General features: G+C 59.5%; 13 protein-coding genes and 1 tRNA gene. 8 read left to right on the top strand and 6 right to left on the bottom strand.

Translation table 11 applies throughout. From position 1 onward, the window contains the following. Positions 1-14: 14 nt before the first annotated feature. The 4 genes from G5306_RS05050 (at position 15) to G5306_RS05035 (ending at position 2,540) form a co-directional block, all read left to right on the top strand. Complete coding sequence (locus G5306_RS05050) at positions 15-1,196, top strand: dicarboxylate/amino acid:cation symporter (RefSeq protein WP_005359180.1); 1,182 nt, start codon at positions 15-17, stop codon at positions 1,194-1,196. 223 nt (positions 1,197-1,419) lie between these two features. Continuing rightward, entirely contained in the window at positions 1,420-1,734 is a 315-nt protein-coding gene (locus G5306_RS05045; protein WP_076492301.1) for a DUF134 domain-containing protein, read from the top strand. Next, positions 1,731-2,312 (top strand): NifB/NifX family molybdenum-iron cluster-binding protein, encoded by a 582-nt coding sequence (locus G5306_RS05040; RefSeq protein WP_421312488.1) that lies wholly within the window; start codon positions 1,731-1,733, stop codon positions 2,310-2,312. Before G5306_RS05045 ends, G5306_RS05040 begins: the two co-directional genes overlap by 4 nt. A 42-nt stretch (positions 2,313-2,354) precedes the next feature. Further along, positions 2,355-2,540 (top strand): hypothetical protein, encoded by a 186-nt coding sequence (locus G5306_RS05035; RefSeq protein ID WP_421312487.1) that lies wholly within the window; start codon positions 2,355-2,357, stop codon positions 2,538-2,540. A gap of 163 nt (positions 2,541-2,703) precedes the next feature. Here the strand turns inward: G5306_RS05035 and G5306_RS05030 are convergent, their stop codons facing one another. After that, the gene (locus G5306_RS05030) at positions 2,704-3,828 is read right to left on the bottom strand and encodes an HD domain-containing phosphohydrolase (RefSeq protein ID WP_421312486.1); all 1,125 of its coding nucleotides are present in this window, start codon (positions 3,826-3,828) and stop codon (positions 2,704-2,706) included. A 293-nt stretch (positions 3,829-4,121) separates the two neighbouring features. On the opposite strand from G5306_RS05030, the gene rimO reads away from it, so the two are divergent. Together rimO and G5306_RS05020 are read left to right on the top strand one after the other, a co-directional pair. After that, on the top strand, positions 4,122-5,450 hold the full coding sequence (gene rimO / locus G5306_RS05025; RefSeq protein WP_421312485.1) for a 30S ribosomal protein S12 methylthiotransferase RimO: 1,329 nt from the start codon (positions 4,122-4,124) through the stop codon (positions 5,448-5,450). 163 nt (positions 5,451-5,613) lie between these two features. After that, complete coding sequence (locus G5306_RS05020; RefSeq protein ID WP_216951704.1) at positions 5,614-6,291, top strand: Crp/Fnr family transcriptional regulator; 678 nt, start codon at positions 5,614-5,616, stop codon at positions 6,289-6,291. Positions 6,292-6,388: 97 nt separating this feature from the next. Here G5306_RS05020 and tsgA read toward each other — a convergent pair whose 3' ends face one another. From tsgA to G5306_RS05000, 4 genes are all read right to left on the bottom strand, one after another. After that, the gene (tsgA, locus tag G5306_RS05015) at positions 6,389-7,552 is read right to left on the bottom strand and encodes an MFS transporter TsgA (RefSeq protein ID WP_421312484.1); all 1,164 of its coding nucleotides are present in this window, start codon (positions 7,550-7,552) and stop codon (positions 6,389-6,391) included. Between the two features lie 53 nt (positions 7,553-7,605). After that, the gene (gene deoD, locus G5306_RS05010) at positions 7,606-8,307 is read right to left on the bottom strand and encodes a purine-nucleoside phosphorylase (RefSeq protein ID WP_421205831.1); all 702 of its coding nucleotides are present in this window, start codon (positions 8,305-8,307) and stop codon (positions 7,606-7,608) included. A gap of 326 nt (positions 8,308-8,633) precedes the next feature. After that, positions 8,634-9,215, bottom strand: a complete 582-nt coding sequence (locus tag G5306_RS05005) for a DUF1349 domain-containing protein (RefSeq protein WP_421205832.1) — start codon at positions 9,213-9,215, stop codon at positions 8,634-8,636. A 365-nt stretch (positions 9,216-9,580) separates the two neighbouring features. Next, a tRNA-Ser gene (locus tag G5306_RS05000) sits at positions 9,581-9,670 on the bottom strand. A gap of 391 nt (positions 9,671-10,061) precedes the next feature. On the opposite strand from G5306_RS05000, the gene G5306_RS04995 reads away from it, so the two are divergent. Further along, entirely contained in the window at positions 10,062-11,018 is a 957-nt protein-coding gene (locus G5306_RS04995) for a L,D-transpeptidase family protein (RefSeq protein WP_421222146.1), read from the top strand. A gap of 39 nt (positions 11,019-11,057) precedes the next feature. Continuing rightward, complete coding sequence (locus G5306_RS04990) at positions 11,058-12,047, top strand: DUF481 domain-containing protein (RefSeq protein ID WP_421172008.1); 990 nt, start codon at positions 11,058-11,060, stop codon at positions 12,045-12,047. 66 nt (positions 12,048-12,113) lie between these two features. Here the strand turns inward: G5306_RS04990 and G5306_RS04985 are convergent, their stop codons facing one another. Next, positions 12,114-13,529, bottom strand: coding sequence for an SLC13 family permease (locus G5306_RS04985; RefSeq protein WP_204481267.1), 1,416 nt, complete (start codon positions 13,527-13,529; stop codon positions 12,114-12,116). Positions 13,530-13,681: the final 152 nt, after the last annotated feature.

Genomic DNA, 13,681 nt, shown 5'->3' with positions numbered 1-13,681 from the left:
CTCCGGATTTCCTTATGAAACTTGTCCTGAAACTCATTGCTGGCATCCTTGCCGGTCTCTTGCTCGGTCTCTACGCCCCTGAGTGGGTGGCGCGCGTGCTGTTTACGGCCAAGACAGTGATAGGTCAGCTGATCACCTTCACCATTCCGCTCATCATTCTGTTCTTTATCATGAGCGGCATCGCCAGCCTGCCGAAAAACTCCGGCAAGCTGCTGGGCAAAACCGTGGCCCTCTCCTACTGCTCCACCATTCTGGCAGGGCTATTCGCCTTTACCGTGGCGAGCCACCTGATCCCGCAGTTCACCACCGCCGCCGAGCCCACCACGGCCACGGCCATCAAGCTCGCCTCCTACGTCAATCTGGAGATCCCGCCGCTGTTTGGCGTGATGTCGGCACTGGCCGCCGCCTTCGTGTTTGGCATCGGCATCAGCGCCACCCAGGCCACCGATCTGCGCCGGGTCGCCGATCAGGGCCGTGACATCATCGACCGCCTGCTGGCCAAGGTGATCATTCCGCTGCTGCCGTTCTATATCGCGGGCGTCTTTGTCGAGATGACGGTAGAAGGCACCGTATTCGCCACTCTGAAAACCTTCGGCGTGGTGCTGGTGATGGCGATCCTGATGCACTGGATCTGGCTCTCCGTACTGTTCGTGGGTACCGGTCTGGCCCTTGGCCGCTCACCGGCCCAGCTCATCAAGAACATGCTGCCCGCCTACTTCACCGCGCTGGGGACCATGTCGAGCGCCGCCACCATTCCGGTCGCCCTGCAATCGAGCAAGAACAACGGGGTGAGCGACGGTATCGCCAACTTCACCGTGCCGCTGTGTGCCACCATTCACCTCTGTGGCTCCACCATTACCCTGGTCACCTGCGCCACCGCGGTGATGTTCCTCTCCGAGCATCTGGCCATTCCGGGCATCGAGACCATGCTCCCCTTCATCATGATGCTGGGGGTGATCATGATCGCCGCCCCGGGCGCCCCGGGTGGTGGCGTGATGTCGGCACTGGGCCTGCTCACCTCCATGCTCGGTTTCGGTGAAGCCTCCATCGCCCTGATGATCGCCCTCTATCTGGCGCAAGACAGCTTCGGCACCGCCTGCAACGTCACCGGTGACGGCGTGATTGCCCTGTGGGCGGATCGCTTCGCCAACGGTAGCGAGAGCGCAGCCCCCGTGGCCGAGGCCGAACAGGCGTAAGCTCGCCGGGATAGCTCAACCATCCTCTGCAAAAACGCAGGCCCGAACCATGTTCGGGCCTGCGTCGTTTCTGCCACCTTCACTGCTTTTGTACGTATTCCCCCTCCCCCTCTTTACCCCTCTCTGCCGTAAACAGCACTGGCACAGCTCTCTACACCCGACAAAATTATTGGCATATGCTACATATGAGCGTATAAATGGCTTATGCCAATTAGGAGCCACCATGCCAAGACCCAAGATTGCCCGCCAGATCTGTGGCCACCCCGCCAACAGCTGCTTCAAACCCAACGGCCGCCCCATGCATCAGCTGGAACAGGTCACGCTGGCCCCTGACGAGTTCGAGGCACTCCGCCTCGTCGACCTTCAAGGAATGCAGCAGCAGGAGGCCGCCCTGGTGATGGGGGTCTCCCGCCAGACCCTGGCCAATATCCTGAAAAAAGGGCGCTACAAGGTGGTGGAGTGTCTGAGTCTGGGCAAGGCATTGATGATGCAACCCGCCGAGCCCGACCACCCAACCAGTGGAGAAGAGCCGACATGAATGCTGTCACAACCATGACCACCACCCTCTGCAACAGCGCCCTGATGCTGAGTCAGGGGTTGCTGGCTGGCCACTTTACCCGTGCCGAGCAGCTGCAAATTCTTAACCCCGAAGGGAACGTTATCGCCACCCTGGCTAACCCGGCCACCGCCGAAGGCTGCCACGGCAAGCAAGCGCTGCTCGACGCCCTCGCCCATCATCAAGTGGGTCAGGTGGTGGTGCGCAATATCGGCGAGCGAATGCTGGGGCGCCTGCTGGCGGTCAATATCCGGGTGCTGCAGTGCCGCTCTGCCCGCTTGCCGCTGCCCGCGCTGCTGGCCCCCGCTAATCTACAACCTCTCACCGAGGCAAGTCAGGGCCGTCCATCTCGCCGTCATCAGAGCAAGGCCGCGATCCGTGTCATCCAGCCCCTCGGCGCAGGCCAGAGTCATGCCCATTGTCACGGTGGGTGCAACAGTGGATCCGATCACTGCTGCGCCAGTGGTGGCAATCAGGCAGAGAGCTCACGACAAGGCCATACTTGTTGCCACGGCAGTGAGGGCGCCAACCAGCAGGGCGGTTGCTGCTATCATCACTGATGCCATCGCAGTGCATGTCATCACCATCAGGGAGAAGAGATCATGTCCATCTGGTTATTGAGCCTGCTCGCCTCATTCGTGCTGATCCTGGCTATGGGCTCCATCATCTGGTGGCGCCAATACCAGCTTGCCCAGAAACGGGAAGATAAAGAGGTGCGCCCCTGTGGCTGCTCCAGCGCCTGCGCGGATCACCTCTATCAGATCAGCGAGCCGACGCCCAAAAAGTAACCTGAGCGCAAACGCCATAGCCGCAGATACAAGGTCGGCAAAATAAGGGCGCGTGAAATCGATAAGCGCATAAAAGAGAGGGGGCACCTGCTGGTGCCCCCTCTCTATTCATTCCTCGTCATGCTTGAACCGCCTCTTTCCCCCTTACGCTCATCACACGCGCTCAACCCGGCTCTGCGCCACTGGCCGCCACACCTGATGAACTGGCGGGATCCTGATACTGCTGATAGATGGCATAAAACTCGGCCTTGTTGTGCAGGGCCGCAGCGACACAGGCGGGATCAAACTGGCTGCCGGCATGCTCCTCCAGATAGGCAAACGCCATCTCGAACGGCCAGGCCTGCTTGTAGGGGCGCTCGCTGGTCAGGGCATCAAAAACATCAGCCACCGTCACGATACGCGCCGCCAGCGGGATCGCCTCCCCCGCCAGCCCCAGCGGATAACCGGTACCATCAAAACGCTCATGATGGCCTGCGATGATGTTGGTCAGCATATCGGTGTGGTGAATGCCATCGAGGCCAAACTCATTGATCATCAGGCTGATCATCTCTCGCCCCTTGCTGGTGTGAACCTTCATGATCTCGAACTCTTCCGGGGTCAGCTTGCCCGGCTTGAGTAAAATGGCATCCGGCACCGCGATCTTGCCGATGTCGTGCAGCTCGGAGAAGAGGTAGACAAACTCCACCTCCTCGTCGCTCAGCCCGCAAGTCGGGGCCAGCGTCTTGGCGATCAGTCGGGAGTAGGCCGACATCCGATGCAGATGGTTGGCGGTCTCCTCATCCCGATAGCGACTGAACTCACGTGCCGTGGTCAGCGCGCCGCCGAGGGTCTGAATAGAGAAGAACTCCACCGCAATGATGGCGGACAACATCTGGGCATAGGCCGACAGCTCGCTTTGGATCGACTCATCGAAATATCCCGGCTCCATGGCATCGCAAAACAGAAAACCAAACAGCTTGCTGTTGAACAACAGCGGCTCGGTATAGCTGGAGGCATAGCCCGCCTCCAGCAGCTTGCGGCTGTGTTCCGACGCGGAACCACGCAGGGCATCGAGATTGCCAAGCACCCGGGGGTGCTTGTGCTCCGCCAGATAGCGCAAGGATGGAACATCGCTCAGCTTCACCTCATACTGCACCAGCGGCGAGGGCCCCTCGGTGCTGTGGGCGAAGGTCTTGAGCTGATCGGTATGGGGATCGTAAATCGCAATGGCCACCCGACTCAGCTTGTCAAAACGCTCGCGCAGCGTAGCGTGCAGATTCTGCATTCTTTCGCCAAATGAACTTTCCATTGCCTTCTCCACCGGATCACCATGATGGGAGTATAGGGGTACCCGTGACAGGGTTCCCAGCCACAGACCGCGAAATTGACTAATAAGTCAGCAACGCATATTACCAGTCACAAACCTGTGCAGCAGGGACTGCGCGCCAGTCAGGGCTCCACCATCAGCCGCTATTCGCACGGCCCAATCCTGCCCACTCGGAGATATTGTTAGGTTCTGCCATGCTGGCTGTATAGTTTTTGGTTAACCATTCCGGTAAAATCCGCGCCCTTAAAGAAGAGCCACCTAAGAGTGATTGAGCGATGTCCAACATAAAACAGGCCCCCAAAGTAGGATTCGTCTCCTTGGGTTGCCCCAAAAACCTGGTCGATTCAGAACGCATCCTGACCCAGCTGCGTACCGAAGGGTACGATGTGGTGCCCAGCTATGACGATGCCGAGCTGGTCGTCGTCAACACCTGCGGCTTTATCGACAGCGCGGTGCAAGAGTCGCTGGAAGCGATCGGCGAAGCGCTGGCCGAGAACGGCAAGGTGATCGTCACCGGCTGCCTTGGCGCCAAAGAGAACCAGATCCGCGAGATCCACCCCAAGGTGCTCGAGATCACCGGCCCCCACGCCTATGAAGAGGTGCTGGGTCACGTCCACAAATATGTGGAGAAGCCGCAGCACAACCCCTTCACCAGTCTGGTACCGGCCCACGGCGTCAAGCTGACCCCTCGCCACTACGCCTATCTGAAGATTTCCGAGGGGTGCAACCACCGCTGCACCTTCTGCATCATCCCCTCCATGCGCGGGGATCTGGTGAGCCGCCCCATCGGCGACGTGCTGGCAGAAGCCAAGCGCCTGAAAGAGGCGGGCGTGAAGGAGCTGCTGGTGATCTCCCAGGACACCTCCGCCTACGGCGTCGATGTGAAACACCGCACCGGTTTCTACGACGGTATGCCGGTCAAGACCAGCATGGTCGCCCTGTGCGAAGAGCTGGCCAAGCTCGATATCTGGGTACGTCTGCACTACGTCTACCCCTACCCACACGTAGATGACGTCATCCCGCTGATGCGCGATGGCAAGGTACTGCCCTACCTCGATATTCCGTTGCAGCACGCCAGCCCGCGCATCCTGAAACTGATGAAACGCCCGGGTACTGTCGAGCGCACTCTGGAGCGGATCCAGAAGTGGCGCGAAATCTGCCCGCAGATCACCCTGCGCTCCACCTTTATCGTTGGCTTCCCGGGCGAGACCGAGGAAGATTTCCAGATGCTGCTGGACTTTATCGACAAGGCGGAGCTGGATCGGGTCGGCTGCTTCAAATACAGCCCGGTCGAAGGGGCGCTGGCCAACGAGCTGCCGGACCCGGTGCCGGAAGCGATTCAGGAAGAGCGCTTCCAGCGCTTTATGGAGCTGCAACAGCAGGTCTCCATCCGCAAGCTGGCCCGCAAAGTGGGTCAGGAGATGACCGTTATCATCGACGAAGTGGACGAAGAGGGTGCCACTGGCCGCTCCTTCGCCGATGCGCCGGAGATCGACGGTCTGGTCTACCTCAACGGCGAAACCGGCCTCAAGCCGGGCGACATGGTCAAGGTGCGGATCGACGAATCCGACGAATATGACCTGTGGGCCAGCCTGATTAGCTAACCCTTGCTGACCACCGCTCAATGAAAAAGCGCCTTCGGGCGCTTTTTTATGCTTCCAGATTGCACTTCTACACCAGTAAGCCCCACTTTGCGGTACAAAACTGGCATATCCGTATGCAAGGGTGTGTAATAGTCGTTTCTGTTTGGCGACGACTCGAAATCCCATGCAACTCAAACCCCTTCTCAAGGGACGCTTTCAGCCCCACTGGCAGGCCAGTCATGATCTTATCGTGCAGGTAGTGCAATCCTGCATCACGGAGCAGCATCTGATCCCCGAGGGGGAGCCCCTGATGCGTCAGGGGGAGCTATTGCGGGATCTGGTGCTGGTACCGGGCGGCCGCATCGCCATGGGCCACACCGCCATGAATGGCCGCCGCTTTCAGCTCGGCACCCTGGAGTGCGACAACCAGCTGTTTGGCGAGATGGAGTTCTTCACCGGCTACCGCTGCCAGCTCGACATCATCGCCGAGGAGCCGCTGGAAGTGGCCCGCATCGACGGCGAGCAGCTGGAGCAGGCGCTGGTCGCCCACCCCAAGGTGGCGCTCTTCTTTGCCACCGCCATTGCCATCGACTATCAGGACACGGTGGATATCTTCACCTGCCGCATGCTCTACCCCATCAGCTACAACATCGCCCTCGACCTCTATCACAGCCACTGCCACCACAACCCGGTGAGCGGCTTTCGCAAGGGGTATCAGGAGGCGGAACGCTTCGGCACGACCGACCGGGTCTACCGGCGGGCGGTGAAAGAGCTGATGGAGAAGGGACTGGTGGAGCGCGGCGAAGAGGGATTGCAGATCCGCGATCTGGCGGGGCTCAAGGCCTTTCTGGAGCAGCCATAAGTCGCAGGCCTCAGTTGCCGACTGAGCAGCAACAAGCGGAACAGCAACAAAAAAGAGGGGCGGTTTATACCGCCCCTCTTGCTGTTTACTCCCCCGCTCAGGCGAGACAGGGCTGAGGCCGGGCCATGCGCAGCGAGGCTACCAGCATGGCGAGGATCACGGCGTAGATAAGCGGGATGGCGTACATCACCGCCTGCAAGCCGATCACCTGCTCGAACATGGCGCTGATGGCCGGGCTGAACATGGCCCCCGCGCTGCCGCTGATGAGGATGTAGGAGACGTTCTTGCTCGACGCCTGGCGCACAAACGACACCCCGTAGGCGATAAAGGCGTTGTAGAGCGCCGCGCAGACAAAGCCGTAACCATAGGTGAGGTATGGCAACTGGCTCAGGTTATCGGTGGTAACGATGAGCGCCGTCATCCCCATCGCTAGGGTGATGATCACCAGCAGGAAGGTTCGGATCGCAATGCGGGTCACGATGGCGGTGGAGACCAGTGCGCCGAGCAGGGCAGCCGTCCAGTATTGGGTGATGATGTTGCCCGCCTCCTCGAAGGGGATGCCGAACTTATTCTTCACGAACATGGGCGCCCAGGTGAGGAAGGTGTAGAGCGCCAGCATGCCTAGAAAGAGCCCCAACCCGCCGCTGATGATGCCGAGGTTCCACTCCGAGTGCTCGTTGCCTGCGCTCTCGCCACCCGCCTCGCAGCTGCGGAAGTTGGTCAGCACCGCCACCAGCATGGTCGCCAGCGCCACCACGCCCACCGCCAGATAGCTCCAGCTCCACGCCATGGCGTGAGTCAGGGTGTAGGTGGTGATAAGCGGGAAGACCACCCCGGCCACGTTGAAGGTGGCATCCTGCACCACCAGCATGGTGCTCTGCATCCGCGCCTGCCAGACGCTCACCACCAGCGTCCCTGCAATGCAGAGTCCCACCCCGCCACACAGGCCGATCACCGTCATGGCAGCCATCACCACATAGAGCGAGCCAGTCAGATGGAGCGAAGCCGCCGCCAGCGCGATCAGGCCGTAGCAGAGCAGGGTCATCCGCTTGAGCCCCACCTTCTCGATAAGGAAGAAGGCGGCAATGGTGCCCGCCAGCGCCCCGCCGTTGAGCAGGGAGAAGATGGAGGCCACCTGATTGACGTCGGCGCCGAACTTGGCGGCGATGGGGTCGATCAGCATGCCGAACTGGGTCGCAAAACCGGCCATCACAAAGTTGGCCAGGAAGCTGATGGCAGTGAGGGAGAGCTTATTGTTCATATTGGATCTCTCTTGGGGTCAGGGTGCGTGCAGGGGTGGGCGGACTGCGGCGCTTACAGCGCGGTGTGCAGCGCCAGCTCGATCATCTGGTTGAAGGAGAGTTGCCGCTCTTCGGCAGTGGTCTCTTCACCGGTCAGGCAGTGGTCGGAGACAGTCAGGATGGCGAGCGCCTCTATCCCCTGCTGATGGGCCAGCCCGTAGAGACCGGCCACCTCCATGTCGATGCCAAGCACTCCAAACTTCTCCAGCGCCGGAATGAGGTTTTCGTCCGGATCGTAATAGAGGTCGCCGGTGAAGATATTGCCCACCTTGACCGGAATCGCCTTCTCCTGCGCCTTGGTAAACGCCTTGTGCAGCAGGGCAAAGTCGGCCGAGGTCGCCATCTGGTAACCGGCGCTGCGCTTGGCATTGGTCGGGGAATCTGTGCCCGCCGCCTGCGCCAGAATGACGTCGCGCATCTGCACGTGGCGCTGGGTCGCTCCCAGACTGCCGATGCGGATGATGCGCTTGACCCCGAAGTCGTTCACCAGCTCGTGGGCGTAGAGCACCATGGAGGGGATCCCCATGCCGTGGCCCATCACCGAGATGCGCTGGCCGTTGTAATAGCCGGTGTAGCCCAGCATATTGCGCACATTGGTCACCTCGCGTGCATTGGTCAGAAAGGTCTCGGCGATATAGCGGGCCCGCAGCGGGTCCCCCGGCATAATGACGGTCTCGGCGAAATCGCCCGGGTTGGCATTGATATGAGCGGTCATGGTTGTTGTGCTCCAGTTTGACTCGTTTTATTGTTTTGATGTGGCCATCCTAGCCGCCACCCCACCTCCCCTTGCAGGACAAAAGTCCTGTTGTCCCGATCGAGATCCCAGTTCCGGTAACTTGTGTCTGCTACATCGCATACCGCATGCTTTTCGACGTTGCTTGCCAAGGCTTGCCCATCACAGCCACCCGCCATTCCCGACCTACCGGTGTAAAAAAGAGGGAGGGCAACGCCCCTCCCGCTCGATAGACCCTGCGAATGACGCTACAGGCCGACGGCATTGTTCACTCTGCCGGTTGACACGCAATGCCAGCCATGGGCTGGCTAGCTCAAATCATGCAGTGCCTTGCCCAGGGGCGGCGTGAGGCGCAGATCCGAAAAACGCACCACCAACCCCTGCCGCTCGGGGGTGCAGCACATCACCCCGATAAAGCAGCGCTCGCCTGGCGGGAACGGAGCGAGCCGCAGCAGTGGCCACACCTCACCATCGGTGGAGTATTGCAGACGCAGACAATCGGCCAGCCGGGTCAGGCGCAGCCAGAAACGGCGCGGATTGCCGCTGAAAATACCGGTGGCCCAGTCAGATCGCTGATTGGTGAGCACGCTGCCGATCATCGGTTGGGCATCGTTGTACTCTATCCCCGCTTTGAGCCAGTGCGCCTCGTCTTGCAGCAACATCAGCCCCGCCTGATCGTAGAGGGTCGTGAACTCCCCTTCGACACAGACCTGAAAGGTAAATTCCCCCTCGACCTCACAGCCATAGAGATGCCCACTGTGGCGCTCGAAACCATACCAGGTGCTGCGCCAAAAATCGGTCTGCTTGTCCGTTACCACCAGCAAGCCGTCGCTTGTTTTGTGCCATTCGGCCGGTTCATTGAGCCAGAACCATTCAAGCCCTTCCCTCATCCTCTTTTGCTCCTGTTCTCGCCATGTTTCCCGTTGTCACCGGCCCATAACACTCGGGCGCGCTCATACTATCGCTGGCCATTCGGCCACGAGCCCCAGCTGCGAGCGGCCAACCAAAGGGACTCCATTGTGTCGCCATCATGACTGGCGAGCAAGCCGTTGGGGCCAACCTTGCAACCGATAGGCGATCGGGCAAGTAAAAGGGGGCCCCTATTGCACGACGATAAGACATCTCGATATGGGCTCGAGTCGACTAACAGGTGGTCGATAGAGGGGACGCTTCAAGCCCGCCAACATCAGATGGCATATCAGGCATCACACGAAACGAAAAAGCCCAAGCAATTTAATTGCTTGGGCTTGGTATGTGGCGGAGAGACAGGGATTCGAACCCTGGGTGGCATTGCTGCCACAATTGATTTCGAGTCAATCCCGTTCGGCCACTCCGGCATCTCTCCGTGGGATGAGATTTTTACCCGAGCTGGACCGAGGATGCAATAAAAATTTCTTAGATATCAAATGGCTGAATCAGCTATCTGGGAGCAGGCTCACAATGCTTCACGCACGGCCTGCGTTGCGAGGCCACTCTTGTATGGCTCTGTATCCACCCGCTCGCACACCCGGCCATTATCCACGTCGTGATATTCCCCCATTGCCATCAGGCGCCTCTTTTTCCTGCTTGGCACTCAAATTCATGGGTGATGCCGATTTTGGCTGGTTTCCTATGTATCCCCAAATCATTGCGGGTGCGCGGCAAGCTGGTAATCATGGGCTGATTGAGGAACAATCGCGCCATCCTGGCGGCTGTATTGATGATGTTCCGCCCCGATTGAACTGATGGATCTTCTTATGCGATTGCCGAAACTCAAGCCCCTACCCTTAACGCCCGCCCTTTCCCTGCTGCTGGCAGCCATCCTGCTCTGCGCCGCGCCGGCAGAGGCCAAACGCTACCCGCTGCCACCAGCCGGGAGTCGCCTTATCGGTGAGCTGGAGGATTACATCATCCAGCAGAATGAACATCTGGAGCTGGTTGGCAAAAATACACAAATTGGATTTTTGGCGCTGCTTGAAGCAAATCCGGGTGTAGACCCCTATTTACCCAAGCCGGGCACCCGCTTGACGCTGCCCACCCAGATGCTGCTGCCTGATGTGCCTCGCGAGGGGATCGTCATCAATCTGCCCGAACTGCGCCTCTACTACTTCCCCAAAGGGAAGAACGAGGTCATCGTGCTGCCCATCGGGATTGGCGATATCGGCCGCGAAACACCCGAGATGACCACCACCGTCATCGAGAAGAATCCCAACCCGACCTGGGTTCCCGGCCCCATGGTGCGCAAATCCTGGCTGGAGCAAAAAGGGATCACCCTGCCCGCCGTGGTGCCCCCCGGCCCGGAGAATCCCCTCGGCAAGTTCGCCATGCGCCTTGGCTATGGCAAGCGCGACTACCTGATCCACGGCACCAACAAGGATTTTGGCGTTGGCCTGCGGGTAAGTGCAGGCTGCATCCGGCTGCGACCTGACGATATTGAGGCCCTGTTCAAGATTGTGCCGATCGGCACGCCGGTACGGGTCATCAATCAACCGGTCAAGGTCGCCATCGAACCGGATGGTAGGCGCTGGCTGGAGGTGCACTCCCCGCTCTCCCGCACCGAAGAGGAGCTTGAAAATGGCGCCCCGCTGGTGCTATCTCCGGCCATAGAGAGCTTTATCAGTGCACCTGACGTGATGCAGGATGAGGTGACGGCGGCGCTGGAGAGCAAAAATGGCCTGCCCCGCCCCATCAGCAGCCAACTTGTCAGTGGTTAAGTCACCAGCGCCCGAGTCGCACCGGAGTCACCTTACCTCATGAAATTCCTGCCCCTCCTGCTCCTGTTGGTCTGTCACTCCTTGTGGGCCAAGGACATTCTCTGGATGAACAATGGCGATCGTCTGACCGGCAACATCGAGGAGGTGACCAAACAGTCGGTGCGCATCGCCCTTCCCTACAGCGGCGCAGTCACCGTCCAGCGAGAGGCCATCAAACGCTGGCGTATCGATAAAGAGGACAAACCCAAGGCGACGGCAAAGGGTGGGCTCAAGCTGTTCGAGGATGACCAGGATGAACGCAACGCCTGGCTCTGGACCGGCAGCGGCGATCTCAATGTCAAACTCAAACAGAATGACAAGCAGACCAACAACGTCAACCTCAAGTGGAAAAGCGAGCTGGCCAATCTGGACTGGCGTTACAGCTTCTCCGGTGAATACACCTATGAGACCGCTGACAACGTCACCGACAGCCATGATTATCAGCTCAACCCTACGCTGGACTACTTCTTCAACCAGCAGTGGTTCTTGCGTACCTCACTCGATGCCGAATATGACATGCTGGATAAAGATCGCTATCTCTACATGGACTATGGCTCGGGGCCTGGCTATCGCTTTTGGAACGACAAGCGCCGCCGACTGGAGCTGATGGCCCAAGGGGGGCTAAGTCGGCTCTACTTCCGTGAAGATAGCAAGATCACCGGCGTTTTTCTGGGTGAACGGGTCATAGACTACCCCTTCGCTGGCCTGAACTGGGATTATCGCCAACCTTTCTCCCTCTGGCAGGAGAAAATGGAACTGTTCAGCCAGGGGCGCTATCTGAAATATCTGGCACAACCCTCCCCCTATGTCACCCGTAATCAGGACCTGAAAGGCAGCATAGGGTTGCGCTACTACTTCAATGACCATCTGCGCCTCTCCTGGTCGAGTGAGCTGAATTGGGAAGATGCTGACATCCTTGTCGATACAGGCAGCCCGGAACCCCGCGAGAGCGAATTAAGACACCTGCTCAGCCTTGGCGTCAGTTTCTAGCCCCGGATCCCCAACACGCAAAGAGGAGCCAATTCGGCTCCTCTTTGCTTTAGGCAGACAGGCTCGCTAGATCAGCCCCCAGGCGGCAATCTGGTAGATCCATACCATCGCCAGCAGGGTGCCGACCAACCCCATGATGACGCCGATGCGCACCATCTGGTGACTCTCCACCAGACCGGTGGCGTGGGCCAGCGCATTGGGCGGGGTACTGATGGGCAGCGACATCCCGAGCGAAACCGAAATGGTGACCGCCAGGATCAAGGTGTGGCTGCCGCCCCACTCGGCCAGCTCCGGCATGCTGACCGCCAGTGCCGCCACCAGTGGCAGCAACAGATTGGCGGTTGCGGTGTTGGACATGAAGTTGGCCATCACCACTGCCAGCAGACAGGCACCAATCAGCACCGCCAGCGTGGAGTATTCGTGGAACGGAATGTGGGTGATGAGCCGCTCGGCCAACCCGGAGTCCTCCAGCGCCAGCCCCAGCGCGATACCACCCGAGACCAGCCAGAGCACATCGAGGGAGATCTTGTGCAGATCGTCCTTGGTGATGATGCCGGTGGTCAGGAACACTGCCACCGGGATCATGGCGACCACGTAGGAGCTCATGCCGTGCAGATCCCCCAGCAGCCAGAGTACTATGGTGGTGATAAAGGTGAGGTAGACCACCCAGGCGCGGGGGGTCTGCATAAAGCGCCCCTCAATCTTGAGATCCATCCGCTTGAGGGAACTCGGGAAGAAGCGCCCCAGCAGGAACCAGCCAAGCAGCAACAGCAACACCACAAAGGGCACCGCAAATCCCATCCACTGACCGAACGAGATGGCATGCTCGCCGGTCAGGTATTTGAGGGCCACTGCGTTGGGCGGAGTACCGATGGGAGTGCCGATCCCGCCGAGGTTGGCCGCCAGCGGAATGGCCAGCACAAAGCCGATTTTGGCCGGGTCCTTGTCGGGAAATGCCGCCAGCACAGGGGTAAGGATGGCCAGCATCATGGCGGTGGTGGCGGTATTGCTCATAAACATGGAGAAGGTGGCGGTGATCAACATCAGCCCCAGCATGACGATCCGGGGATCCTGACCGAACGGGCGCAGCAGCACCCGCGCCAGATTGACGTCCAGATGGTACTTGGTCGCCGCAATGGCGAGGAAAAAACCACCGAGAAACAGCATGATAACCGGCGAGGCAAAGGTCGCCATCACCTCGGTGGACTTGAGCAGCTCACCAAACCCCGGTTCAGCCTTGTCGGCAGTCATGAACCAGAGCCCCTTGTCGGAGAGCAGCAGCAGCTCAAGCACGATAATCAGCACCGAGGTAGCAAAGATAGGGATGGGCTCCAGGATCCAGCAGAGGGCGGCCAGCACGAAAATGGCCACGACCCGCTGCTCGATGACGGTGATCCCCTCCAGCGGGATCCAGTGGGTCGGGATCAGCAGGATGGTGAGGCTCAGCAGCAGTGGCAGAATAATCTTGTTATTGATGGGCACTATTGTCTCCAGGATCGGGAGTAAGAAGCCAATAGTGGCATAACATGCTATCGCCTCACGCGGCCAACTCGCCAAAATGAGAGCTGGCTAACTGCACGGCGCACCGTTTTGTGAGTCATATCAAGCTGGGGTCGGCGCGCTATGGCTGACGC

It is taken from the genome of Aeromonas sp. 603404, assembly GCF_049171775.1.
Lineage (GTDB): Bacteria > Pseudomonadota > Gammaproteobacteria > Enterobacterales > Aeromonadaceae > Aeromonas > Aeromonas veronii_A.
The sequence above is the reverse complement of the archived record's forward strand: the minus strand, read 5'-3'. Positions and strand labels throughout refer to the sequence as shown.